The sequence below is a fragment of the Hydrogenophaga sp. genome, assembly GCF_030373245.1.
Lineage (GTDB): Bacteria > Pseudomonadota > Gammaproteobacteria > Burkholderiales > Burkholderiaceae_C > Hydrogenophaga.
The window spans coordinates 422417-446382 of record NZ_JAUCZF010000003.1 but is presented as its reverse complement, the minus strand read 5'-3'; the positions used below and the strand labels follow the sequence as shown (position 1 = coordinate 446382).

Below are 23966 nucleotides of genomic sequence, written 5' to 3'. Positions count from 1 at the left end.
CGGGCCGCTCCCAAGGCAGGCCCAGCCCCCTCGGGGGGCAGCGACCCGCGCAGCGACGGAGCGTGGGGGCCACAGGGCCAGCCGCCGGGCCGCTCCCATGGCAGGCCCAGCCCCCTCGGGGGGCAGCGACTCGCGCAGCGGCGGAGCGTGGGGGCTTTTCCTACATTCCAGCGTAGTTGGGGCCGCCGCCACCTTCCGGGGTCACCCAGACGATGTTCTGCGTGGGGTCCTTGATGTCGCAGGTCTTGCAGTGCACGCAATTCTGCGCGTTGATCTGCAGCCGGTCCTGTCCTGCCTCGGTCTTCACGTACTCGTATACGCCGGCCGGGCAGTAGCGGCTCTCGGGCCCGGCGTATTTCGCGAGGTTGATGCTCACCGGCACGCTGGCGTCTTTGAGCGTGAGGTGCGCCGGCTGCTGCTCTTCGTGGTTGGTGTTGGAGACGAACACACTGGAGAGCCGGTCGAAAGTGAGCTTGCCGTCGGGCTTGGGGTAGCTGATCTGCGGCATGTCAGCGGCTGGGCGCAGCATGGTGTGATCCGCTTGCGTGCGGTGAATGGTCCAGGGCGGTGTGCTCACGCCGATCTTGGGCAGGAACCACTGCTCGATGCCGGTCATGAGTGCGCCCATGGTGGCACCCTTCTTGAACCACTGCTTGAAGTTGCGCGACTGGTGCAATTCGGTGTGCAGCCAGCTTTTTTCGAACGCGGTGGGGAAGGCACTGAGTTCGTCGCTGCTGCGTCCGACCGCCAGTGCGTCGAATGCGGCTTCGGCCACCAGCATGCCGCTCTTGATCGCGGCGTGGCTGCCCTTGATGCGGGCCGCGTTGAGAAAGCCCGCATCGCAGCCCACCAAGGCACCACCCGGGAACACCGTCTTGGGCAACGAAAGCAGGCCACCGGCGGTGATCGCGCGCGCGCCATAGCCTAGGCGCTTGCCGCCTTCGATATGCGCCTTGATGGCGGGGTGGGTTTTCCAGCGCTGCATCTCTTCGAACGGCGAGAGCCAGGGGTTCTTGTAGTCCAGACCGGTGACGAAGCCCAGCGTGACCTTGTTGTCTTCCAGGTGGTAGAGGAAACCGCCGCCGTAGGTGTCGCTGTCCATCGGCCAGCCAGCGGTGTGAACCACCTTGCCGGGTTGCGCCTTGTCGGTTGGTACTTCCCACAGTTCCTTGATGCCAATGGCGTAGCTTTGCGGGTCCTTGCCTTCGTCGAGCTTGAACTTCGCGATCAGCTGCTTGCCGAGGTGGCCGCGTGCGCCTTCGGCGAACACGGTGTACTTGGCGTGCAGCTCCATGCCGAGCTGGAAGTTCTCGGTCGGTTCGCCGTCTTTTCCGACGCCGAGGTTGCCGGTGGCGACGCCTTTGACCGCACCCTTCTCGTCGTACAACACCTCGGCTGCTGCGAAGCCTGGAAAGATCTCCACGCCCGCGGCCTCGGCCTGCTCGCCCAGCCACTTGGTGACCGCACCCAGGCTGATGACATAGTTGCCATGGTTGTGAAAATTGCGCGGCACCAGAAAGTCGGGCGTGCGCTTCTGGCCAGATTCGGAGAGGAACAGCACATCGTCGCTGGTCACCGGCTGGTTCAGGGGCGCTCCACGTTCTTTCCAGTCAGGGAACAGCTCGGTCAGCGCTTGCGGGTCCATCACCGCGCCGCTCAGGATGTGAGCGCCGGGTTCCGAACCTTTTTCCAGCACGCACACGTTGCACTCGCTGCCCTTCTCGGAGGCGAGTTGCTTGAGGCGGATGGCGGTGGCCAGTCCTGCGGGACCACCACCGATCACGACCACGTCGTACTCCATGGCTTCGCGGGGCCCGTGGGCGGCGAGGATCTCGTCTTGCGTCATGCTGTGTGCTTTCTCTCTGGGTGCGGGACTGGTGGCAACCCACCGTGGCTTGTTGCGCGCAGACCCGCAGGTTCATCGTGCCTTGCAGGCAGGCTGTGTCTGGCTCGAGACCGATTCTAGAGGTGAAGCAGGCACAATCGTTGTCACTCAGGGCGTGTCACCGGACACGCCTGCCGTCTTTTGAGGAGTCTCTCTAATGGCATACAGCCTGGATCTGTCGGGGCGCGTGGCGCTGATCACTGGGGCATCGGGTGGCTTGGGCGAGCAGTTCGCCAAAACGCTGGCCAAGGCGGGCGCGGCCGTCGTGCTGGCGAGTCGGCGCACCGATCGCCTCATGGCCTTGCGCGCGCACATCGAAGCCGAGGGTGGCGACGCGCACGTGGTGGCACTCGACGTGACCAATCTTGCATCGATCCGATCGGCGGTGGCCCATGCCGAGACCGAGGTCGGCGCGATCGATATCCTGATCAACAACTCGGGCGTGAGCACCACGCAGCGATTGCAGGATGTGACCGAAGAAGACTACGACTTCATCTTCAACACCAACACCAAAGGCGCTTTTTTTGTGGCGCAGGAAGTGGCCAAGCGCATGCTGGCCCGGGCCAAGGGCGCTGCGCCCGGCACCTACGTGGGTGGACGCATCATCAACATCGCGTCGATGGCCGGCTTGAAGGTGTTGCCACAAATCGGTGTGTACTGCATGAGCAAGGCAGCGGTGGTCCAGATGACGAAGGCCATGGCAGTGGAGTGGGGCCGTTTCGGCATCAACGTCAATGCGATCTGCCCGGGCTACATCGACACCGAGATCAACCACCACCACTGGACCACCGAGCAGGGACAGAAGCTCATCAGCATGCTGCCGCGCAAGCGGGTGGGCCAGCCGAGCGATCTGGATGCCCTGCTGGTGATGCTGTGTGCCAGTGAAAGCCATTTCATCAATGGCGCGGTGATTGCAGCCGATGATGGCTTTGGGGCTTGAGGATCCCCCCGCGCCGCCTGCGGCGTCACCCCCCAGGTGGTGGCGCTGGCCGACTGGCGAAGCCAGGTCGGCGGCGCCCTGAAACAGACCTCTCTCGCCGCAAGCGCCTTCACTCAAAGCTTTTCCGCTTCGCCTGCGGTGCTCAGATTTGACGCTTTTACACGCTTGAATTGATTTGAACTCCTCCACGGTTTCGATAACGCCAGGCCTGCCCACAGGCATGACCGCCGGCGTGCTCGCCGGTCTGGGTGCGGGGGCGTTCTGGGGCATGGCTTTTGTGGCGCCGCTGATGGCGCCGGGCTTCAGCGCGGTCGATATCACGGTGGGGCGTTACCTGGCCTGCGCGGCCTTGTCGATCGTGCTCATGGGGTGGGCGGCACTGCGCGGCGCGGGGCTGGTGCCGACCTGGCGCCAGGCGGCGGCTGCGCTGGGCCTCAGTGTGCTGGGCTACACGGGCTACTACTTGTTGCTCGCGATGGCCATCCAGACTGCGGGCGCCACGCTGCCGGTACTGGTGATCGGCACCATCCCACTGTGGATGATGCTGCTGGGCAAGCCGGCGCACCTGCGCTGGGCCTCCCTGTTGCCCGGCCTTCTGCTGACCGCCGCCGGCATGGGGCTGATGATGCAAGCCACGGCACAGGGACTGGGTGCGCTGCCCGGCGGGCCACAGGTCTGGCTGGGCGTGTTCTACGCGGCGCTGGCGACCGCGTCCTGGGTTTTGTTTGGCCTGCTCAATGCACGCTGGTTGGCCCATCACCCGGAGGTGAACTCCACCCAGTGGGCCAACTGGCTGGGTGTAGCCGCTGGGCTCGGCGCCTTGCTGATCTGGGCCGTGGCCGGCACCGATCTGGCCACGCTGTCTCAGCAGCCTGGCTTCGGTAGCTTTGTGCTGGTCTGCGTGGTCACCGGGATTGGCGCGGCCTGGGTCGCGTCGGTGCTGTGGAACATGGCCAGTCGCCGCTTGAGTGGCAGCCTGGCGGGGCAGCTCATCGTGAGCGAGACCGTGTTTGGGCTGCTCTATGGCTTCCTCTGGTTTGCCCACTGGCCGGCGCTGGTTCAGTGGCTGGCTTGTGGTTTGTTCCTGGCCGGGCTGCTGGCCTCCATGCGCGCGCATCGATGAAACTCGAACTCCCTGTTCACAAGAAGCTGGTCTTCAGCATGACCCTGCCCATTCGCTGGGGCGACATGGACGCCATGGGTCACGTCAACAACACGGTGTACTTCCGCTATCTGGAAATCGTGCGCATCGAGTGGATGCGCGCCATCGGCTGCGAGCCCGATCCACGCGGCGAAGGGCCGGTGATCGTCAATGCCTTCTGCAACTTCCACAAGCAGCTGGAGTACCCGGGCGATGTGCTGGCCACGCTGTTCGTGAGTGATCCGGGCCGCAGCAGCTTCGAGAGCTGGTGCACGCTCTCGCGCAGCGACGACCCCGACACCTTGTACGCCTCGGGTGGCGCGACCACCGTATGGGTCAACTTTCCGTTGCAGAAATCTGCGCCCCTTCCTGATCACATGCGCACGCTGCTCACCTGAGCTCACCAATGCTTGCCCCGGCTTGACGCGCTAGGTCCCGTCACATCTTTCAGGCGTTGGAGTCTTCAGCGCACTTGCTGCAGCGCTGATCATGAGCGGCTGGCTCCTGGGCTGCGGGGGGACGTCGACTCCGCAGCGCCAGCTGATGGTAGCTGCCCAACCAGCGCCCGTGCAGCGCGCCTTTGTGCCCAATCTGGGCGCCGTGAGCACTTCCAAGTTCACCAGTGGTCTGGCCAGCCCCTGGTGCCTGGCGTTCCTGCCCGATGGCCGTATGCTGGTGACGCGAAAAGCTGGGCAATTGCTGCTGCTCAGCGCCAGCGGATTGCCGGCAGTGGGCGGGGTAGGGCAGGGGAGCTTGCCGGACGCTGTCGTTGATCGGGCGTTCGCCCGCAACCGGCGCATCTGCTTCAGCTTTTCCGAAGCCAATGCGGGCAGCGCCGCGCTCAACGGCACAGCGGTGGCACGCGCCGAGCTTGATGCCGCCGCGCTGCGGCTGGTGAATCTGAGCGTGATCTGCCGCCAGAGGCCGAAGGTCGGGAGCAGCGGCCATCGAGGTTACCGTCTGGTTTTCGACGGTCATCGTGAGGTCGGGCGTGAGCGCCTGCGGTGCAGCCTGGGCCAGCGCATCCGCGATGTGCGCCAGGGACCAGACGACCAGCTCTACCTGCTGAGCGATGACGCCAGCAATGCCCGATTGCTCCGCGTGAGCGTGGTCAGCCCCGAGGCGTCTCAGCGCGTGTTGCGGGCCGCCAGGCTGGCAACCGCTTGCAGTCGGCCCATTGCGGTCGCTCTCAACGCCTTCACCCGCCGGTTGACCAGCCGGGCACCGAACATCCAGCTCAGTCGCCCGCGCAGGCCCAGGCGCTCACGCTGCTGGGGCACCTGGCTGTAGAACTGGTAGGGGTCATCGAACGGCCCCCAGTCATGCACCGGCAAGCTGGCGGGGTGGTCGGCCACAAAGGGTGCAAACGCTTGCTGCTGGCCATCCCAGTCGGTCGCACCCCGGCGGTGCATGCCATAGCCGAGATCCCGGTTCTCTTCATCCAGGCGTGCCAGGGCCGCGCGTGCCAGCAGCGGGTCCATCACGTGGCTGTCGACCGCGATCCATCGGCCCTCGATCAGCACCTCGACGCAGCAGTGTTCGATCGGCAGCGCACCCAGATCGATCACACCCCGCAGGAAATCGGCTCGCAGCGTGACGAAGCGCAGTCGAGAAGGGATCTGGATGGCGCGCAGCAGCGCCACCAGCAGGGTTGACTTGGTGTGGCAGTCGCCCCTGCCGCGCCGCAGCACGGTCAGGGCCGAGACGCTGTTGCCGTCGGGCAGACAGGCAAACGGCAGCTCGCGCACATGCTCAAAAAGGGCCAGCGCCTTGTGTCGATCTCCCTGTTGCAGCTGAGTGAGGCGAAGCGCCAGCAGCCGAATCTTGGGATGCTCGATGTCAAGCAGCGGTGTGTTGACCAGCCATCGCCCGGGTGAGTCTTGATCCCGTGCGCTCTGCTGCGCGTCGGGCTGGTGGCTGAGCAAACCGGAACGATTCATGACTGCGTTTGTACCGCTGCCGACAGCTGTTGCGGACGGAGGCCAGCGGATATTCCCGGGAAGTGGGACTTATTTCTGCTTCGCCACACGCCCCATCAGGTAGAACTCCGGGTTGGGCATCATGCTGCTGAAGCTCGCCATGCGGTTCGACAAGCCAAAGAAGGCGGTGATGGCCGCGATGTCCCAGGCGTCCTCGTCGTTGAAGCCATGGGCGTACAGCGCCTCGAAATCGCCGTCGTCGATCTGATGCGACGCCAGGCAGACCTTCATGGCGAAGTCGAGCATGGCGCGCTGGCGTGGGGTGATGTCGGCCTTGCGGTGGTTCACCGCCACCTGGTCCGCCACCAGCGGCTTTTTCTCGTAGATGCGCAGAATCGCGCCGTGGGCCACCACACAGTAGAGGCAATGGTTGGCGGCACTGGTGGTCGTGACGATCATCTCGCGATCGCCCTTGCTCAAGCCCGATGTGCGACCCACGGCCTCGGGCGTCATCAGCGCGTCGTGGTAGGCAAAGAAGGCGCGCCACTCGGCGGGGCGGCGCGCAAAGGCCAGGAAAACATTCGGCACAAAGCCCGCCTTTTCCTGCACCTCCATCACCTTGGCGCGGATGTCATCTGGCAAGGTGTTCAGGTCAGGCAAGGGATAGCGTTCTTGGCTCATGAGGTGTCTCCAGGGCTGGTTCGAAAATATGTCAAAGAAGTTTATCCTTCAGGCCCAACACCACCCACCTCAGGGAGTCGCGCATGCAAGACGAGCAGTATCACAAGGGGCTGGCCACGCGCCGCCAGGTCATGGGCGATCCATTCGTGGACCGGGCGCTGGGCAGCGCCACCGATTTCACGCAGCCGATCCAGGACCACATTTCGCGCAACGCGTGGGGCGACGTCTGGCAGCGCGAAGGCCTGGACCGCAAAACGCGCAGCCTGGTCACGGTGGCCATGCTCACCGCGCTGGGCAAGCAGCACGAGCTGCGTGGCCATGTGCGCGGCGCGCTCAACAACGGTGCTACCGTGCAAGAGATCCAGGAGGTGTTGCTGCACGCCGCCGTCTACTGCGGCATTCCGACCTCGGTCGACGCGTTTCGCACGGCAGCCGAGGTGGTGGACGCGCCCGCGCCCTGATTCGTTGTTCCCCATCATTTGGTTTTTCCACGAAGCTGTACTTGGCAGCTTGATGGAAAACCGCAAGTCCGGCGGACTGCGCGTGGTCGCCGTCATGGGTACCCTGCGCCAGCTGGCCGAGAGCGAACGCACCTATGCGAACGTGTGGACGAAGATCATTGAGGAAAGCGGATTGCGGCCGCAGTGACGGTGGGCAGTTGTCTCAAACAGCCGCAGGTGGGTCGCTATCGCCCCCACACCCGTCGCCCTGGGCCAGCTTCTCGCGCAGGCGCCCTTGACCGAGGCGAAACGCTTCGCCGTCTCCGTGTGCAAAGAATTCCGGGTATTGCCTGGGGGACACACCAGGGGGCGCGCGTGCTTGATGGGACACCAGTATTGCTCGGTGCGCGCCGCCACTTCGCGCGCGTAGGACACCACCCCGTTGCCATAGGAGCAGTAGAAGCAGTTGAACTTCTCGACCAAGTTGAGGTACGGGAGACCTGAGCGGTCAAAAACCAGGTGCGCAAGGCGACGCACACGCGGGATGCCGTAGATGGGAAAACACACCGCCTGATAGAGGCTGATGAAGGCATTGAGAAGGGCAAATACCGGCAAGCCGGCGTAAATCAAGGATGCAGTGAGCACCACCGGCCAGCGGCTGTGTCGCAAATACCGCCAGAGCCCCACCCTCTGGCTCTGCTGCAACTCCAGAAATCGCTCCGCCATCGCTGCGCGCTGGCTCGTCCCTCGTCTGTTTGTATTCGCGCTCCAGAACGTCTTTGAACGAACGGATGCGCGCCAGCAGTTCTTCAATGGTGGAAGACATGGGGCTGGCCTGATTGGGGGGTAGGTCAGCCTAACCTGCAATGAGCTTGTGCACCAGATCCACCGAACTGGAGGCCTGGTACTTGCGCATCAACCGCGCCCGGTGGATCTCCACGGTGCGGTGGCTGATGGCCAGGGCCTTGCCGATTTGTTTGCTGGTCAGGCCGTCCATCAGCAGCGCGGCCACTTCACGTTCGCGCGGCGTGAGCTCGGCGCGCACCGCGCGGCGCGAGCTCAGGTCTTCAAAGCTCCAGATGCCGGCCTCGTGGGGCGCGGAGCGTTCCAGGGCGCGCCCGGTCACGTGGCACCAGAACGTCTCGCCCTTGAAGCGGCCATCCACCCGCTTCATGATCCGGTCGTCGGCGTAGGTGCCGTTGCGCCCGATGATGGGCGCGATGCGCGCGCCGGTGCGCTCGTACTCGGCGGCGCTGGGGTAGAGCAGCTGAAAGCTCTGTCCCAGCAACTGGTTGCGCGTGGCCCCGAACATGTCGCACAGCGCCTGGTTGCAGTCCACCATGATGCGCTGGCGCGACAGCGCCATGCCCAGCGGCGCCAGCTCGAAGGCGAGACGGTAGTCGATATCCGGCGCCACTGGTTGGAGCGCTGGGTTCGGGTTAGCCATTAGGTCAAACTACGTATGCTGTTACGTAGTATCGTAGCTGTTGTTGTTTTTACCCTTGGAGCAAACGACGTGAACAAGATTTACCCCAGCGCCGCCGAAGCGCTCAAAGGCGTGGTGGCCGACGGTCAGCTCATCGCCGTGGGTGGCTTTGGACTGTGCGGCATTCCCGAAGCCCTGATCGACGCGTTGCGCGATTCGGGCGCAAAGAACCTGACCGCCATCTCGAACAACGCCGGCGTGGACGACTTTGGTCTGGGCAAGCTGCTTCAGACGCGCCAGATCAAGAAGATGATCTCCAGCTACGTGGGCGAAAACAAGGAGTTTGAACGCCAGTACCTGGCCGGTGAACTCGAACTCGAATTCACGCCGCAGGGCACGCTGGCCGAGAAGTTGCGGGCTGGTGGCGCCGGTATTCCAGCTTTCTTCACCAAGACTGGCGTGGGCACGCTGGTGGCCGACGGCAAGGAGCTGCGAGAGTTCGACGGCGAGACTTACGTGATGGAGCGCGCCCTGCTGCCCGATGTGGCCCTGATCAAGGCCGATGTGGCCGACCGCTCGGGCAACCTGCGCTTCAACATGACGGCGCGCAACTTCAACCCGGCCGCCGCCACCGCGGGCAAGGTCTGCATCGTGGAGGTTGAGCGCATCGTGGCCACCGGCGAGATCGCCCCCGACGACGTGCACCTGCCCGGCATCTACGTGCACCGCATCGTGCTCAACCCCACGCCCGAAAAGCGCATCGAGAAGCGCACCACCCGCGACCGCAAAGTCTGATTTTTTGCGGGACAGATCTTCAGCTCTGTCCCCAACACGAAAGGAAACGAACATGCCTTGGACCCAAGACCAGATGGCCGCGCGCGCGGCCGAAGAACTGCAAGACGGTTTTTACGTGAACCTCGGCATCGGCATCCCGACGCTGGTGGCCAACCACGTGCCCGACCACGTTGAGGTGTGGCTGCAGAGCGAAAACGGCATGCTCGGCATCGGCCCCTTTCCCTACGAGGACGAGGTGGACGCTGACCTCATCAACGCCGGCAAGCAGACCGTGACGACCATCAAAGGTTCGGCGATTTTTGGCAGCGATCAGTCGTTTGCCATGATCCGCGGCGGCAAGATCAACCTGTCCATCCTGGGCGCCATGCAGGTGACCCACGAGGGCGACCTGGCCAACTGGATGATTCCCGGCAAGATGGTCAAGGGCATGGGCGGCGCCATGGATCTCGTGGCCGGCGTCAAGCGGGTGATCGTGCTGATGGAGCACGTGGCCAAGAAGAAGGACGGTACCGAAGACCTGAAGATCCTGCCAGCATGCACCCTGCCGCTCACGGGCAAGGGCGTGGTGGATCGCCTCATCACCGACCTGGGTGTGATGGACGTGACGCCCGAGGGACTGAAGCTGGTGGAAATGGCGCCCGGCGTCACCCGAGAGCAGATCCAGTCCAAGACCGGCGTGCCCCTGATATGAGCGAATGAGTCTGGTGAACTTCAAGACAAACGGCCCAGAGGGGCCGTTTGCGCTGTTTGGAGGTCAAGAACATCTGAGGCTATGAGGCGTCTGATCTCCGCAGACACTTGGGCGCTCAATAGGACAAGCTGTGCTTCACGCTCAAGCGAATCAGCGGAAAATTGCCTCCAAGTCTGCTTCGCCAATACCCGGCTCCAGCTTCAAGCTGCCCTCAATGTGCTGAAGGTGATCCAGCATCAGTGCCTGGGCTTTGGAGAGGTCGCGATGGGCTATTGCTTCAACGATTTCACTGTGCTCGTCAGCCCGGCAGCTGGTTGCCGTTGGCGCGTCATAGAGGAAGATGATCAGGCACGTCAGCGACGACAGCTCTCGCATCTGTCTCGCCAGTGCGGAGTTGCCTGCCAATTCAGCCAGCAATGTGTGAAATTCCCCTGACAGACGAACGATGGCGCGTTTGTCCTCGCGGCGGCGCGCGTCTTGCTCCAGCGCTGTGTGCTGGCGCAGTCTCGTGATGCGCTCTGGCGTCAGGGCTTCGATCAGCCTGCGCAAGACAGCTGGTTCGATTAAACGACGCGCCTCAAACACGTCGATCGCCTGATCGATCGTCGGCTTCGCTACGTAGGCGCCGCGCTGCGGAATGATGTCCACCACCTGCTCATGCGCCAGCCGAACCAAAACTTCGCGCACTCGCGCCCGGCTGACGCTGAAGATGTCTGCTAGCCGCTCTTCGACGAGTTTGGTGCCCGGATGGAGTCGATGCTCCAAGATCGCGGTGTAAATCTTTTCGTAGATTTCATCGTGCAGGTTTTCGCGCTCCAGTCGCGCGTGCACGGGTGACTTTCGAGGACGTACGATGGCCATGGTGGCAGGATTGTAGAGACTGGCCAGCGCGGTCCCCTCAGCGCAGCGCGAACAGGCTGCCCCAACCCTTGATCTGTGCTGGGTCTGCGTCGACTGCGCGCAGGGCGCCCCAAACGGTGGTGCTCACAGTGTCCAGCAACGGAATGCCAAGCTCGGTCTCCACGCGTGCGGCCAGAGGCGCGGCGCGCAGATTGGTGCAGTACGTACTGATCGCCTGTGGCCGAGCATGGTCTGTACCCAACGAGACCTCCCGCATGAGGCCAAGCAGCGTGTCCGGCTCGACGAGAGCGAAATCGTGGTTCACGCTGATGCGCAGGTGGCGTTCAGCGACCACGGAGATGCCCTCTCGCGCGTAGTTCTCGACGATGCGCTGTTGTACGTCCTCGGTGTATGGGGTTACCAGGGCCAGTTGTTGTACGCCCATGATCTTCAGCAACTCATTGAGCGCGAGCACGGCGGTGGTGGCAGCGATGCCGGTTCGAGCGTGAATGCGCTCACACAGCCGCCGGTCGCTGTCGAATCCCATCCAGCCAGCAGCGGTACCGCTCCAGGCAATCACGTCTACCTTCGCATCAGCCAGCAGTTCTGCGGCCGCCAGGATTTTGGAGTCGTCAAACTGACCCAGCGCACGGTTGCTGAGCGAGATCTCGGTCACGCTGAAACGAGAAAAATGCGCGCTGCAGCCCAGCACCTTTGCCGCCAGCGCGCTGGTCAGTGGCTCAAGTGCCGTATTGGACGAAGGCGTCAGAACACCGAGGCGGACGGACTTGTTCATGGTTGGATCCTGGGTATTCGGGCGAGACGCTGTGGTCGCCACGCATGTTGTCCACATTATTGTTGGCAATTGGATCAACAATAATGTCGGGCACGCATTTTGCGTACTTGGCTGTCATGAAATCCAAGCAGCTTCTGCGCCAGTGCATTCCCGGTTCGAAGGGTGTTCGCGCACCAGACTTGTGCGTTCTTGAGGCCGCGGCGCGCAAAGTGCCTTCCGCTGGTGCGTTTCGGTGGAAGCGATGAGCACGCCAGCGTTCGATGTCGTCGTGCGCAACGCCCGGGTGGCGACCGCGAGCGATGTGTTTGTTTCAGACATCGGCATCACCAATGGAAAGATTGCGGTTCTGGGCCGGGGCTTGGCGTCAGGCAAGGTAGAGATGGATGCTGCGGGCCGAGTGGTCACTCCGGGAGGTGTAGACGCTCATTGCCACCTCGACCAGCCCATGGATCCGCCGGTGCGCATGGCTGACGGCTTCGAAAGTGGCACGCGCTCTGCAGCCTGCGGCGGTACGACCACCGTGATTCCCTTCGCTGCTCAGCAAAAGGGCGAGTCGCTGCGCGCGGCCGTGGATGACTACCATCGACGCGCCGATGGCCAGGCGCATGTGGACTATGCCTTTCACCTGATCGTGAGTGACCCGACTCCGGAGGTGCTCACTCAGGAACTGCCGGCGCTGATTGCAGAGGGCTACACCTCGTTCAAGCTTTACATGACCTACGACGCGCTCAAGCTCAACGATGCGCAGGTTCTGGACGTGCTGGCGGTGGCCCGCGAGCATGGCGCGATGGCGATGGTTCATGCGGAAAATGCCGATGCGATCGAGTGGCTGACCCGCCGGCTGGAGGCGGCTGGGCGAACGGCACCGCGCTGGCATGCGCACGCCCGTCCGATGCTGGTCGAGCGTGAAGCCACGCACCGTGCGATTGCGCTGTCCCAACTGGTGGACGTGCCGATCCTGATCGTGCACGTGTCCGGTCGAGAGGCCGTCGAGCAGATCCGTTGGGCGCGCAGCCACGGCCTGCAAATCTTTGCGGAGACCTGTCCGCAGTACCTCTTCCTGACCGCTGAAGACCTCGGTATTGATGACAGCTACAAGGGTGCGCGGTGTGTATGCAGTCCGCCACCCCGCGACAAGGCCAATCAGCAGGTGATTTGGGATGGCTTGGCCGATGGGCTGTTCACACTGATTTCGTCAGACCACGCGCCGTTTCGTTTTGATGCGCCCGAGGGCAAGCGCCCGGGCGGGCAAGAGGTGCCGTTTCGCCACATCCCGAATGGCATTCCTGGCCTGGAGACGCGCTTGCCGCTGCTGTATTCAGAAGGTGTACTCGGTGGCCGGATCACTTTGGAGAAGTTTGTCGAACTCACGGCAACGAATCCGGCCAAGGCCTATGGACTTCATCCGCGCAAGGGCACCATCGCGCCAGGTTCCGACGCCGACCTCGTGATTTGGGACGAAGGCGAATTCGTCGTCGACAACAAGCTGCTGCACCACAACGTGGACTACACCCCCTACGCCGGTATGACGCTGCGCGCATGGCCTGCAGTCACGCTCGCCTCGGGCCAGGTGGTCTGGGACGGTCACGAGTTCTTTCCCCGCCAAGGCCAGGGCCAGTTCCTGCGCTGCGGTCCACCCACGCTGCGGCCTCGGCTGCGCTGAATCCCGTCAGTCACACACCACTAGGAGAATCCCATGAACCACGCCGCTCCCTGGCTCCGCACTCTGGCCGCATTGGCTGTCACTTCCAGCTTGGCTTTTTCCGTCAGCGCACAGGACCGAATCACCTACAAGGTGATCGGGCAGCCTGCTGCCACCGGGAAGGTGCAAGCGAACAAGGAAAAGCCGTTCTTCGACGAGTTTGCCAAGCGCACCGGCCTTCCGATCGACGCCGACTACAAGTCCAACGACCAGCTTGGCTTGAAAGACACTGAGCAGCTGCGCATCATGAAGGCGGGACTGTTCGACATCGTTTCGCTTCGGGTGTCGCAGAACTCTCGCGACGAGCCGACGCTGCTGGGCCTGGACCTGGTGGGGGCTGCACCCAACTACGGCACCGCGCGCAAGGTCTATGACGCCTGGCTTGACACCCTCGACAAGCGGCTTCAGGGACAGTTCCAGATCAAGTTGCTGGGCGCATGGCCGTTCGGTCCACAGATTCTTTTCTGCAAGAAACCGATTACGCAGCTGGCCGACCTCAAGGGTCTGAAGGTGCGCGTGTACGACCAGAATCTTGCCAAGTTCATTGAGTCGGTGGGCGGCACGCCCGTACCGTTGAGCTTCGTCGAGGTGCATCAGGCCTTGTCGCTTGGAGTCGTCGATTGCGCGGTCACGGGCCCGAGCTCTGCCAATTCGTCCAACTGGCCTGAGGTGACGACACACCAGTATCCACTGGGCTTCCAGATGGCATTCAATGGCTATGCGATCTCTTTGAAGGCATGGAACAGGCTCACGCCCGAGCAGCAGGGCAAGATGGCCGCAGCCTTCAAGACCCTTGTTGACGACATCTGGGTGTACAGCGAGGAGCTGACACAGGACTCTCTGAACTGCAACACCGGCAAGGAGCCCTGCACCACGGGCAAGAAGTTCAACCTCACCAATGTGCCGGTGACTCCGACAGACATTGCCACCGTGCGCAACGCCGTCAGCAAGGTTTCGCTGCCGACCTGGGCCGAAATCTGCGACAAGTCCAACCCGGGCTGTTCCGACACCTGGAAGCAGACGGTCGGCAAGGCCATCGGCGTGCAGTGACCCGGCGATGAAAGCGCGCCTTGAACAGCTGCTCGGCACGGCCTTCGGCCTTGTGTTCCTTGGCTTGGCGGTGGTGGTCACTGTGGAAACGGTGGCTCGCAAGCTGTTCAACGTCTCGTTGCAGGGCGCCGATGAACTTGGCGGCTACGCGCTTGCCGTGGGCGCGACCTTGGGCTTCAGCATCGCGCTGCTGGGTCGCACCCACATTCGGGTTGATGTCATCCACGATCGACTGCCTGTTTGGTTGCAGGGGGGACTGAACTGGCTGTCGGCCGTCAGCTTGGCCGCGCTGGCGCTGCTGATGGCCTATCTGGCATGGTTCGTCATCCAGGATACGCGGGCCTACAAGAGCGTGGCCCAGACACCCTGGGCCACACCTTTGGTCATCCCTCAGACGGTGTGGTTGATCGGTTTGATCATCTTTGCTGCCATTGCACTTGGCAGCGCGCTGCAGGCGACCAGACTGTTGCTGCGTGGCCGCTTCCAACTGCTCGATCGCGATTACGGACCCCGATCGACCAAGGATGAGGTGGACGAAGAACTGGACGACATACGCGCCCGAGATGCCGCACGGCAGGAGATCGTGCCATGAGCGTTGAGTATGTGCTGGCAGGCTTTGGCGTCATGCTGGCGTTGATGCTGGTGGGGTTACCGATCGCGGTGGCGATGGCTGCGGTGGGAATTCTCGGCGGGATGTTTGCTTACGGCCTGCCATTCATGAACTCCATCGCCCCGGTGGTATGGGGTGTGCACAACGACAGCCTGCTCACGGCCATTCCGATGTTCGTTCTGATGGGTGAGCTGCTGCTGCGCAGCGGCATTGCCGACCGCATGTTCGGGGCGCTGGCCGCGTGGCTGGGTCGGTTGCCAGGCGGTCTGTTGCACACGGGTGTAGGCTGCAGCGCGCTGTTTGCTGCCACATCGGGCTCTTCGGTGGCTACGGCAGCCACCATTGGTACCGTTGCGCTGCCATCACTGCACCAGCGTGGTTACCCGATGCATCTGTCACTGGGTTCGATCGCCGCGGGTGGAACGCTGGGCATTCTGATACCGCCTTCGGTCAACATGATCGTTTATGGATCGATCACAGACACTTCGATTGGGCAGCTGTTCATAGCCGGCATCATCCCCGGGCTGCTGCTCACAGGCTGTTTCATGATCTTCATTGCCGCCTATTCGTTGTTGACCGGCAGCGCTCAGCGTGAGGACGCGGTATCGCTGGCATTGCGCCTGCGATTGCTCAAGGATCTCGTGCCCCCGGCGGTTGTGTTTCTCGTTGTGATGGGCAGCCTGTACGGCGGAATTGCTACCACCACCGAATCCGCCGCACTGGGCGTGATGGTTTCGATATTCTTTGCCTGGCGCAGCGGTCGGCTTCGCTGGGCACTGCTGCAGCACTGCTTCGTGCAGACCGCCAAAACCAGCGGCATGATCCTGCTCATCATCACCACCGCTTTCGTGCTCAATCTGACGATCAGTCTGACCGGAATCGCTGATGTCATGACGCAGTGGGTCACTTCGTTCGGCCTGTCTCTGGTGGAAATGCTTCTGGTGCTGATGGTGTTCTATTTCATTCTGGGTATGTTCATGGATGTGCTGTCGATGATGGTGGCGACGATCCCGATCACCTTCCCCATCGTGAGCCACATGGGCGTCGACCCAGTTTGGTTTGGCATCTTCATCGTACTGATGTGCGAGCTGGGCCTGATCACACCGCCGGTGGGCATGAACCTTTTTGTGGTGCACGGCATCCGTCCTGACAAAGGCAGTATCAGCGACGCCATGTGGGGGGCGGTGCCCTACGTGCTGATCATGCTGGCTTTCACCCTGCTGCTCATTGCGGTGCCTGGAATTGCCACCTGGTTGCCGGCCCAGATGAAAGCGGGATGACTGCGCCTTGGCAACTCGGCGCGACCGAGATGGTCGCCGCCTTTCAGGCTGGCACGCTCACGCCGCTGCAGGCGCTGCAAGCATGTCTGGCGCGCATCGAGACGGTGAACCCTGCACTCAACGCCTTCGTTGCCATGCGAACCGATGGCGCATTGGCCGACGCACAGGCCAGTACTGAGCGATATGCCCGCTCGGCACCGCTGTCGCCGCTGGATGGCGTGCCGATCGGAATCAAGGACAACCTACCCACCAGCGACTTACCCACCACATGGGGCAGCATTGCAGGGCATAAGTACCTGGCGGCGCAGGACGAACTCGCCGTGGCACGCGCGCGTACCGCCGGATTGGTGATCGTTGGCAAGACCAATGTCCCCGAATTCACGCTGGAGGGGTACACGCACAACACACTGTTTGGCACCACGCGCAACCCGTGGAACCCCCGGCTGACGCCGGGCGGCAGCAGCGGCGGCTCCGTGGCTGCAGTCGCGGCAGGTATGGTGCCGCTGGCGCTGGGTACTGACGGCGGAGGCAGTACGCGACGACCAGCGGGCTATACCGGGCTCGTTGGCTTCAAGCCCTCGATCGGTGCCATTGCGCGGGAGGACAACCTACCGCCCCTCTTGCTGGATTTCGAGGTGGTGGGCCCGATCGCACGACGCATGGTTGACCTTCAGCGCCTCTTTGAGGTGGTGGCTGGTCCACATGCGGCCGATCCTGGTTCTTTTGCGGCCTTGGGTGCTGCGCGCGAAATGCCCAAGCGGTTGCGGGTGCTGTACGTGGCGACCCTGGGCGAATCGCCGGTGGACCCCGCCATCGCCGCAGCCTGCGAAGTTGGCGCACGGCGGCTTGAAGCCTTGGGTCATTCCGTCTCTGCGGGTGCACTGCCACTGGTTCTGAAGACACTGATCGCCACCTGGCCCCACATCGGACAGATCGGTCTGGCATGGCTGCTGGCGAAATACCCGCGATGGCGGGAGGGTGCGGGAGAGCGCTACCTGGAAATGGCCAGTCAAGGTGCTGCATGGCCTGCCACGATGCTGTGGCAAACCATGGAAACGGCGGAACAACTTCGGCGTGATGCGGCCCACCTCTTTGAGGGAGTCGACCTGATCGCCATGCCCAGCTCGGCGGCGATGCCTTGGCTCGCAGAAGAGACACACCCTCCAATCATTGCAGGCCATGCAGTTGGTACGCGTGGACACGCCATCTTCACAGGTTGGGTCAATGCGGCTGGCCTGCCTGCGCTCAATGTGCCGGTAGAGCCCGCCGGCGGCCTGCCCATTGGATTGCAGCTGATCGGACCGTTTGGTAGCGATGCTGCGCTGTTGGCGCTGGGTGAGGCGTTCGAAACACAAGGCGGTTCACCCTGGACTTGGCCCTCTCTGCTTCCCGAGCCAACCGGGGTGGGGCGTGCATGATGATCCGGTCAACGCATCGGCCCGCGGAAGCGAGGAGTCCATGAAATCCGCTAGGCAGATGTTGAGGCAACAGCAGCGTCAGCGCTGTACCGACGGCCCACTGTCCGTTCTGGGGCTGCTGCCCACGGTGACGCGAGTGTCAGACAGACACCATCGAGCATGACTTACCGATACCTGCTGATCAATCCGAACAGCTCATCTCACATCACGACCCGCCTTGCCGCCTCTGCGCGGGCCGCGCTGGAAAGTGGTGAGACGCTCTCAGCCGTCAACGCTACCGGAGAACCCGCCGTTGTGCGCGACGCCGCGACGCTGGCCATGGCCGATCACCATGCCGAGTTGCTCTGTGATGCGCATGGCGCCGAGGTTGACGCTGTGCTGCTGGGTATCTCGCTCGACGGTGCCGTCGAACACCTGCGACATCGCCTTCCTGGACGACCGGTGGTCGGCATGACCGAGGCCGCGCTGATGAGCGCCTGCCTGCGCGTGCGCAGTGTTGGCGTTTTGACGCTGGGCCCTGCAATGGTGCCGCTCTACCAGCAGCGCATGGTCCAAATTGGGCTTGCCGGCAGGGTGGTCGGCATTGAGGCGCCTGAGGCGCCAGCAGCCTTCCTGCCGGCCACCGCCGGTGTTGACAAAGCTGTGCTGGCAGCACTGGACGCTGCCAGCGCCCGCTTGCAGGCAGCAGGCGCCGAGGCGCTCGTCCTTGCCGGCGCTGTGTTGTGTGGCTATGCGCCTGCGCTATCGGCTCGACGGGCTGTACCGGTATTCGACGGAATGGCCTGCGCCGTGATGCAGGCTCGCACCTTGCTTCGCTGCAGAACATGAACCATCGCGACTTTCTTGGCTATGGCTTGAATCCTCCCTCAGTGCGCTGGCCTGGTGGGGCCGGGCTGGCTGTGTCTCTGGTACTCAATGTCGAGGAGGGCGCTGAACTGTCGCTGGCCGATGGCGACGAAGGCAACGAATCGGTTCACGAGGTGACCCAGGCTGTGCTGGGTGCGCCCGACCTTTGTTTGGCCTCTCACTTTGAGTACGGCACACGCGTGGGCTATGGGCGCATCGCCAGCGTCGTGGCTGAATCCGGTGTGCCGATGACGCTGAATGCCTGCGCCCGATCATTGATTGGTGTTCCCTGGCTCGCACAGCACGCGGTGGCACAGGGTCATGAAATCTGTTCGCACGGTTGGCGTTGGGAGTCTCATGCGGGCATGGACGAGGCGTACGAACGCTCTCTGATCGCCCGGGCACATGCCGAGATCACTCGCGTGGCTGGCGTTGCGCCTGTGGGCTGGCACACCAAAAGCAGCGCGTCGGTCAATACGCGACGATTGCTGGTCGAACATGGGGGCTTCTTGTACGACAGCGATGCCTACAACGATGACCTGCCCTATTACCTGCCGGTGGCAGGCCGTCCCCATCTGGTTCTTCCCTATGCGTTCGACACCAACGACATGCGTTTCTTCGGCACCCAGAGCTTTGTGCGTGGGGGAGACTTCGCCGACTACCTGATTGACGCGTTCGACTGGCTGCTGCATGAATCAGCTCACGGCGCCAAGATGCTTTCCATCGGTCTGCATCTGCGCATCATCGGTCGTGCTGCCCGCATTGGTGGACTGCAGACTGCACTGAAACACATGCGTCAATCAGGCGGAGAAGGCGTGTGGTTCGCGCGACGCGATGCCATTGCGCACCATTGGCTGCGAGAGGTGCCGCCTGCTTGATCAGTCGGTGTGGTTGAAGCGTGCAGACAGTGCGATCGGCTGGCCGACGCTTTGCTTGGCCGGTGGCCTCGCGAAACTCCCAGCGTGTGCGCCGCGTGGTTCGAGTCGAAACATGGCTTCAGCCTGCGTCACCGCCGCGCTGATGGGGTCCACCAGGGCAGCGGGCGCGTCTGTGTAGCGTTGCGCCAGGCCAGCCAATGGCGCACCGCCCAGGATCACGACGTCGGCGCCATCCTCGACCACCGCTTTCTGGACGAGCACGCGCAGCACATCAAACAGCTCCTCCTGCACCGTCGCAACCGACTGGAAGCCCACCTCGGGCGTGCGGACCCCCGCAAACCGGCTCTGCAATCCGGCTTGGGCGACCGACTGCTCGTACCAGGGCTGCATGTGACGGGAGAAGGTGACAAATGAAAAGCGCTGACCCATGAGCAGGGCGCTGACCATGGCCGCCTCAGCCATCCCGACCACCGGCAGATCAAACAGCTCGCGTGCAGCCAGCAGGCCAGGGTCGCCGAAAGCGGCGATGACCACGGCATCCACCTTGTTGCGGTGTTGCGCAATCATGTCAAGGACAATGGCGCCGGCCACCTGCGCTTCGGCCCGCGATGAGATGTAGGGAAACCCCGATTCAGCTGTGAAGGGCAGCAGGGTACTCCCGGGGCTCAGCACTCCTTTGGCCACGTGCGCCATGGACTCGGTCATGCCCACGGTCATGTTGGGGTTGAGCAGCATCAATCTCATGCTCAATGCACCATGCGGTTCAGGCCGACGCTGCGTGAGCCCACGGCCAGAACGATCAGAGCCAGCACGATCAGCCCGGTAGAGATGGCGGCCAGCGTGGGATCAGGCTGCTCCTCCAGATACTGCAGCATCTTGATCGGCAGTGTCTTGTTGCGTGCGTCCGTGAGAAAGATGGAAATCGGGTAGTTGTCCATCGATGCCAGGAAGGCGAAGAGACCCGATGTCAAAAAGGCTGGCGCCAGTCCTGGCGCCAGCACCTTCAGCACCGCCTGGGGGTAGCTCAGACCCAGCGTGCGTGCTGCGTCTAGCAAGGTGAAGTCAAAGCGTTCAAGCGCCGCCAGCAGCGTGCGCACCACGAACGGCAGCGTGATGATCACGTGCGCGAGGATCAGGCTCGTCCAGGCGTCACGAAAGCCGACACCGCGAAAGGCCTGAAGCAGTGCAACGCCGACCACCAGGCCAGGCATCATCAAAGGGCTGACCGCGAAGGTGGCGATCGCCTCTCGTCCGGCAAAGCGGCCACGCACCACAGCGATGGCAGCCATCGTCCCCAGCACCAACGCCAGCGCAGTGGATAGCAGCGCAATTTGCACCGACAGCCAAACCGCCTCCGCAAGCCCCGATTTCTGCGACAGCGAGGTGTACCAGCGAAGCGACCATTCCGGCGGCGGCAGGGTATAGATCGAGGAGGAAGTGAAGGACACCACCACCGTCACGATCAGCGGCCCCAGCAGGAATATCACCACTGCGCCCGCAACAATCCAGCTGGCGAAACGAGCCGCCCTTTCGACCGCGGTCATGTGCGTCCTCCACCCAGACGGCGTATCAGCGCGCTGCTACCGAGCACCACTGCAACCGCGATCAGCAGAAGAATGGCCGACATCGAGGAACCGAGTTGCTCGTCACGCAAGAAGAGGTACGAACGGGCGATGAGCATGGCCAGGGTCTGGCTGCGCTCGCCAACAATCAGACTCGGAATCACATACATCGATACAGCCATCGAGAACACAAAGGCGGTGCCAGCCACCACGCCGGGCAGTGTCAATGGAACGACCACGCGAAAGAAGCCGTGCAGTGGTGTGGCGCCTAGGGTGGCGGAAGCCTCGACCAGGCGAGGGTCGAGCTGTCTCACAACAGCGTAAATGGGGAGCACCATGAAGGGCAGGAAGATGTTGGCTGCAGCAATCACGAGCGCGGTCTCCGTGAACAACATGCGAACCGGCTCGTCGGCAATCCCCAGCCCGGTCAGCATCTTGTTCAACAGCCCGTCACTGCGGAACAGAATAGACCAGGCAAAGGTCTTGACCACCACCCCCACCGCCAGTGGTAGCACCATCGCGACCAGAATGACGGTTTGCAGTGCACCACGCGCCCGCGCCAACACGAAGGCGGTGGGATACGCCAGCAACAGCGACAGTCCAGTGACGAGCAGCGCCACGCGCAACGTGCGCCACAGAATGTTCAAGTGGAACTCATCGCCAAAGAACTCCGCATAACCGGCAAAGGATGGAAAGGAGCCTGCTGAGCTGAGGCTCTTGAAAAGCAGCAGCGCCAGGGGAATCGCATACAGCAAACCCAGGTACACCAGTGCAGGTGCTGCCAGCCAGGCAAAGCCGTCAATGCGACGAATCGCTGTCATACCGAGGCGGGGTAGACCAGCGTGTCTGACACTGGCCAGTGCAGCGTGACCCTGTCACCAGGCTGGGTCTCACTGGTGTCGGCCGTGCCGGGGAGTTCGCACAGCAAGCGATCACCGTCGGCCGCCTGAAAGTACAGATGGGTGCGTGCCCCGAGCGGCACCACGTCGGTCACCGGAGCCTGCAGCGTGTTGTCTTCAGCTCCCCCGGCACCGAGCCGGATGCGCTCAGGCCGTACGCCCAGCAAGACCTTCGAGCCTCGCGAGAATTTTGCATTGGCTCGCAGTTCCCCTGTCGCTGTTGAGATCGTGATGTACCCATCTGCGAGCTGTGTCACTTGACCGGTGAGTCGAGTCGAGAGACCAACGAAGTCCAGGGCAAACGCAGTGGCGGGCTTCGCGTAAAGGGTGCCAGGGTCAGCGAATTGTTCGATGCGCCCCGCATTCATCACGGCGATGCGGTCAGAAACCGTCAGGGCTTCGTCCTGGTCGTGGGTGACGAAAACGGCGGTCATTCCACGCGACTTGAGCAGCGCCTTGAGTTCAATCTGCATGGTTTCCCGGAGCTTGCGATCCAGCGCCGAGAAGGGTTCATCCAGCAACAACAAGTCGGGCTGTACAACCAGCGCTCGTGCGACTGCAACGCGTTGTTGCTGTCCACCAGACAGCTGCGTCACAGGACCGTCTGCGAACGCCTGCATGCGAACCAAGGCCAGCACGTCTTCGACTCGCGTGGCTGCCTCCGATGCCGCCACACCGCGCGCTCGAAGCCCGAAAGCCACGTTCTCGCGCACGCTCAGATGCGGGAACAACGCGTAGCTCTGGAACACCACGGACACGTTTCGACGATGGGCTGGCACTTCGGCCAGTTCTCGCCCGGCGAGGGCGATGCGGCCCCCGTCAGCGTGCACCAACCCCGCGATCATTCGGAGCAGGGTGGTCTTGCCACAGCCCGAAGGGCCGAGCAAGGACACCAACTCGCCACGCTCGACAGCAAAGTCCAGTCCGTCGACTACCGTTTGATTCCCGAAGCGTTTGATGACGCCATTGACCTGCAGGTGAGCCATGGAAGCGCGCTCAGGCCGCCATCAGCTTGTCAAAGCGGGTGATCCACTCCTTGCGGTTCTTGGCGACGAATGCCCAGTCAGGCGAAAAGATCTCCACGCCCTTGGGGGTGGATGCCGTGGCTGCCACCTCGGTGTTAGCGGGTAGCGACGAAGAGAACTCGGCGATCTTGGCCTGCAGTTCTGCACCGAGCATTTCGTTGACATAGGCTTTGGCCAGTCCGGGATTCGGCCCGCCTTTGACCAGGCAGATGCCCGAGGGCATCGCGAAGATGCCCTCCTTGGGCGCCGCCAGGTCCACCGGTGCGCCGGCGACCTTGCGCGGCAGCGTGTAGCTGCTGAAGTTGCCAGCAAGCATCGAGATCTCGCCCTGCTCGAGCAGATTGAACGACTGCGACATCACCGAATAGACGTTGAGCACCTGTCCCTTGAGGCCCTTGAGCTTGTCGAATGCGGCATCGATTTCGTACTGAGCCTTGGCAAGTGGCATGCCCGTGCCCAGGTGAGCGGCCATGAACAGCGTCCACATGCCCTCGGTGTTTTGTAGCGAAGGAATGATGATCTTGCCCTTGGCGGCCGGCGCCCACAGGTCTGCCCAGCTGCTGACGCCTTTGAGCGCCTTGCTGTTGTAAGCCACACCAGCCCATGGCTGTACGTAGTTGGCCCACATGCCATCCATGTGCACGGCGCCAGCTCGCAGTTTGGCCACATTCGGGACGTCGGTCTTGGTGATGGGTGCAAGGAGACCCTCGCCGACTGCCTGGATCATCACAGGGTCGTCCATCTGAACCACCGACAGGTATGGCTTGCTTTTGTTCGATGACATCTTTTCCAGGTTGACACTGGATTTGGTGCCTTCGATCAGGATCGAGGCACCGATCTTGGCCTTCATGTGTGGCGCCACCAGCTTCTCCATCCAGCTGGTGTGGCTGCCGGCGCAACCGATCACGATCTCGTTGGTGGCGGCGCGCAGCAGCCCTGGAGCCGCCAGAGAGGCTGCAGCAAGTGTCCCTGTGTTGCGGATGAAACGCCGGCGAGCAGCGCTGGCAAGTTGAGTGGTGCTTGGCATGTTGAGGCCCTCAGGATGCAGTTGAAGAAGACTGTTGACAATGACTGTCGACAGTCTGGTACGCAAAATGCGTGCCTGCAATCCAAGGACCTCACGTCCTGTTTTTTGCCCTCGC

26 protein-coding genes and 1 pseudogene are annotated in these 23966 nt (G+C 62.8%); 15 read left to right on the top strand and 12 right to left on the bottom strand.

Annotation, left to right across the window (positions count from 1 at the left end; all coding sequences use genetic code 11):
• Positions 1-160: 160 nt before the first annotated feature.
• On the bottom strand, positions 161-1846 hold the full coding sequence (locus QUV25_RS10170; RefSeq protein ID WP_300863553.1) for an electron transfer flavoprotein-ubiquinone oxidoreductase: 1686 nt from the start codon (positions 1844-1846) through the stop codon (positions 161-163).
• A gap of 196 nt (positions 1847-2042) precedes the next feature.
• On the opposite strand from QUV25_RS10170, the gene QUV25_RS10165 reads away from it, so the two are divergent.
• The 4 genes and pseudogenes from QUV25_RS10165 to QUV25_RS10150 form a co-directional block, all read left to right on the top strand.
• Complete coding sequence (locus QUV25_RS10165) at positions 2043-2825, top strand: SDR family oxidoreductase (protein ID WP_300863552.1); 783 nt, start codon at positions 2043-2045, stop codon at positions 2823-2825.
• 175 nt (positions 2826-3000) lie between these two features.
• Entirely contained in the window at positions 3001-3948 is a 948-nt protein-coding gene (locus QUV25_RS10160; protein ID WP_366945652.1) for a DMT family transporter, read from the top strand.
• A complete protein-coding gene (locus QUV25_RS10155; RefSeq protein ID WP_300863551.1) occupies positions 3945-4364 on the top strand; it encodes a thioesterase family protein in 420 nt (139 codons plus the stop codon). The genes QUV25_RS10160 and QUV25_RS10155 overlap by 4 nt, the downstream gene beginning before the upstream one ends.
• A 91-nt stretch (positions 4365-4455) precedes the next feature.
• A pseudogene (locus QUV25_RS10150) lies at positions 4456-5055 on the top strand (PQQ-dependent sugar dehydrogenase); the annotation flags it as partial.
• A gap of 38 nt (positions 5056-5093) precedes the next feature.
• On the opposite strand, the gene QUV25_RS10145 reads toward QUV25_RS10150, so the two are convergent.
• Together QUV25_RS10145 and QUV25_RS10140 are read right to left on the bottom strand one after the other, a co-directional pair.
• Positions 5094-5906: a transglutaminase family protein gene (locus QUV25_RS10145; RefSeq protein WP_300863550.1), complete on the bottom strand. Its 813-nt coding sequence runs from the start codon at positions 5904-5906 to the stop codon at positions 5094-5096.
• Positions 5907-5975: 69 nt separating this feature from the next.
• Positions 5976-6566: a peroxidase-related enzyme gene (locus QUV25_RS10140; RefSeq protein ID WP_300863548.1), complete on the bottom strand. Its 591-nt coding sequence runs from the start codon at positions 6564-6566 to the stop codon at positions 5976-5978.
• 83 nt (positions 6567-6649) lie between these two features.
• Between QUV25_RS10140 and pcaC the strand changes: the two genes are divergently transcribed.
• Both pcaC and QUV25_RS10130 read left to right on the top strand, forming a co-directional pair.
• Positions 6650-7027, top strand: coding sequence for a 4-carboxymuconolactone decarboxylase (gene pcaC / locus QUV25_RS10135; RefSeq protein WP_300863547.1), 378 nt, complete (start codon positions 6650-6652; stop codon positions 7025-7027).
• Between the two features lie 52 nt (positions 7028-7079).
• Entirely contained in the window at positions 7080-7214 is a 135-nt protein-coding gene (locus QUV25_RS10130; protein ID WP_300863545.1) for a hypothetical protein, read from the top strand.
• Positions 7215-7514: 300 nt separating this feature from the next.
• Here the strand turns inward: QUV25_RS10130 and QUV25_RS10125 are convergent, their stop codons facing one another.
• Positions 7515-7832 carry a hypothetical protein gene (locus tag QUV25_RS10125; RefSeq protein WP_300863544.1) on the bottom strand — a complete coding sequence of 106 codons (318 nt, stop codon included), beginning with the start codon at positions 7830-7832 and terminating at the stop codon, positions 7515-7517.
• A gap of 30 nt (positions 7833-7862) precedes the next feature.
• The gene (locus QUV25_RS10120; protein WP_300863542.1) at positions 7863-8453 is read right to left on the bottom strand and encodes a LuxR C-terminal-related transcriptional regulator; all 591 of its coding nucleotides are present in this window, start codon (positions 8451-8453) and stop codon (positions 7863-7865) included.
• 69 nt (positions 8454-8522) lie between these two features.
• Between QUV25_RS10120 and QUV25_RS10115 the strand changes: the two genes are divergently transcribed.
• Together QUV25_RS10115 and QUV25_RS10110 are read left to right on the top strand one after the other, a co-directional pair.
• Positions 8523-9227 carry a CoA transferase subunit A gene (locus QUV25_RS10115; RefSeq protein WP_300863540.1) on the top strand — a complete coding sequence of 235 codons (705 nt, stop codon included), beginning with the start codon at positions 8523-8525 and terminating at the stop codon, positions 9225-9227.
• Between the two features lie 52 nt (positions 9228-9279).
• Positions 9280-9918, top strand: a complete 639-nt coding sequence (locus tag QUV25_RS10110) for a 3-oxoacid CoA-transferase subunit B (protein WP_300863538.1) — start codon at positions 9280-9282, stop codon at positions 9916-9918.
• A gap of 150 nt (positions 9919-10068) precedes the next feature.
• On the opposite strand, the gene QUV25_RS10105 is transcribed toward QUV25_RS10110, so the two are convergent.
• Together QUV25_RS10105 and QUV25_RS10100 are read right to left on the bottom strand one after the other, a co-directional pair.
• Positions 10069-10779 carry a GntR family transcriptional regulator gene (locus tag QUV25_RS10105; protein ID WP_300863537.1) on the bottom strand — a complete coding sequence of 237 codons (711 nt, stop codon included), beginning with the start codon at positions 10777-10779 and terminating at the stop codon, positions 10069-10071.
• Positions 10780-10816: 37 nt separating this feature from the next.
• Positions 10817-11554 carry an Asp/Glu/hydantoin racemase gene (locus QUV25_RS10100; RefSeq protein WP_300863536.1) on the bottom strand — a complete coding sequence of 246 codons (738 nt, stop codon included), beginning with the start codon at positions 11552-11554 and terminating at the stop codon, positions 10817-10819.
• 241 nt (positions 11555-11795) lie between these two features.
• Between QUV25_RS10100 and hydA the strand changes: the two genes are divergently transcribed.
• The 7 genes from hydA (at position 11796) to QUV25_RS10065 (ending at position 19338) form a co-directional block, all read left to right on the top strand.
• Positions 11796-13217, top strand: a complete 1422-nt coding sequence (gene hydA / locus QUV25_RS10095; RefSeq protein ID WP_300863535.1) for a dihydropyrimidinase — start codon at positions 11796-11798, stop codon at positions 13215-13217.
• Positions 13218-13250: 33 nt separating this feature from the next.
• Positions 13251-14306: a TRAP transporter substrate-binding protein gene (locus QUV25_RS10090; protein ID WP_300863533.1), complete on the top strand. Its 1056-nt coding sequence runs from the start codon at positions 13251-13253 to the stop codon at positions 14304-14306.
• Positions 14307-14313: 7 nt separating this feature from the next.
• Entirely contained in the window at positions 14314-14898 is a 585-nt protein-coding gene (locus QUV25_RS10085; protein WP_300863532.1) for a TRAP transporter small permease subunit, read from the top strand.
• Complete coding sequence (locus QUV25_RS10080) at positions 14895-16196, top strand: TRAP transporter large permease (RefSeq protein WP_300863531.1); 1302 nt, start codon at positions 14895-14897, stop codon at positions 16194-16196. The genes QUV25_RS10085 and QUV25_RS10080 overlap by 4 nt, the downstream gene beginning before the upstream one ends.
• A complete protein-coding gene (locus QUV25_RS10075) occupies positions 16193-17614 on the top strand; it encodes an amidase (protein WP_300863530.1) in 1422 nt (473 codons plus the stop codon). The genes QUV25_RS10080 and QUV25_RS10075 overlap by 4 nt, the downstream gene beginning before the upstream one ends.
• 159 nt (positions 17615-17773) lie before the next feature.
• Complete coding sequence (locus QUV25_RS10070) at positions 17774-18442, top strand: aspartate/glutamate racemase family protein (protein WP_300863528.1); 669 nt, start codon at positions 17774-17776, stop codon at positions 18440-18442.
• Entirely contained in the window at positions 18439-19338 is a 900-nt protein-coding gene (locus QUV25_RS10065; RefSeq protein WP_300863526.1) for a polysaccharide deacetylase family protein, read from the top strand. The genes QUV25_RS10070 and QUV25_RS10065 overlap by 4 nt, the downstream gene beginning before the upstream one ends.
• Here the strand turns inward: QUV25_RS10065 and QUV25_RS10060 are convergent, their stop codons facing one another.
• The 5 genes from QUV25_RS10060 to QUV25_RS10040 are packed head-to-tail and all read right to left on the bottom strand — an operon-like array spanning position 19339 to position 23851.
• Entirely contained in the window at positions 19339-20082 is a 744-nt protein-coding gene (locus QUV25_RS10060) for an aspartate/glutamate racemase family protein (RefSeq protein WP_300863525.1), read from the bottom strand.
• A gap of 2 nt (positions 20083-20084) precedes the next feature.
• Positions 20085-20882, bottom strand: coding sequence for an ABC transporter permease (locus tag QUV25_RS10055; protein WP_300863524.1), 798 nt, complete (start codon positions 20880-20882; stop codon positions 20085-20087).
• Positions 20879-21721, bottom strand: coding sequence for an ABC transporter permease (locus QUV25_RS10050; protein ID WP_300863522.1), 843 nt, complete (start codon positions 21719-21721; stop codon positions 20879-20881). The genes QUV25_RS10055 and QUV25_RS10050 overlap by 4 nt, the downstream gene beginning before the upstream one ends.
• Positions 21718-22785 (bottom strand): ABC transporter ATP-binding protein, encoded by a 1068-nt coding sequence (locus QUV25_RS10045; protein ID WP_300863521.1) that lies wholly within the window; start codon positions 22783-22785, stop codon positions 21718-21720. Before QUV25_RS10045 ends, QUV25_RS10050 begins: the two co-directional genes overlap by 4 nt.
• A gap of 10 nt (positions 22786-22795) precedes the next feature.
• Positions 22796-23851, bottom strand: coding sequence for an extracellular solute-binding protein (locus QUV25_RS10040; protein WP_300863519.1), 1056 nt, complete (start codon positions 23849-23851; stop codon positions 22796-22798).
• Between the last annotated feature and the right edge of the window lie 115 nt (positions 23852-23966).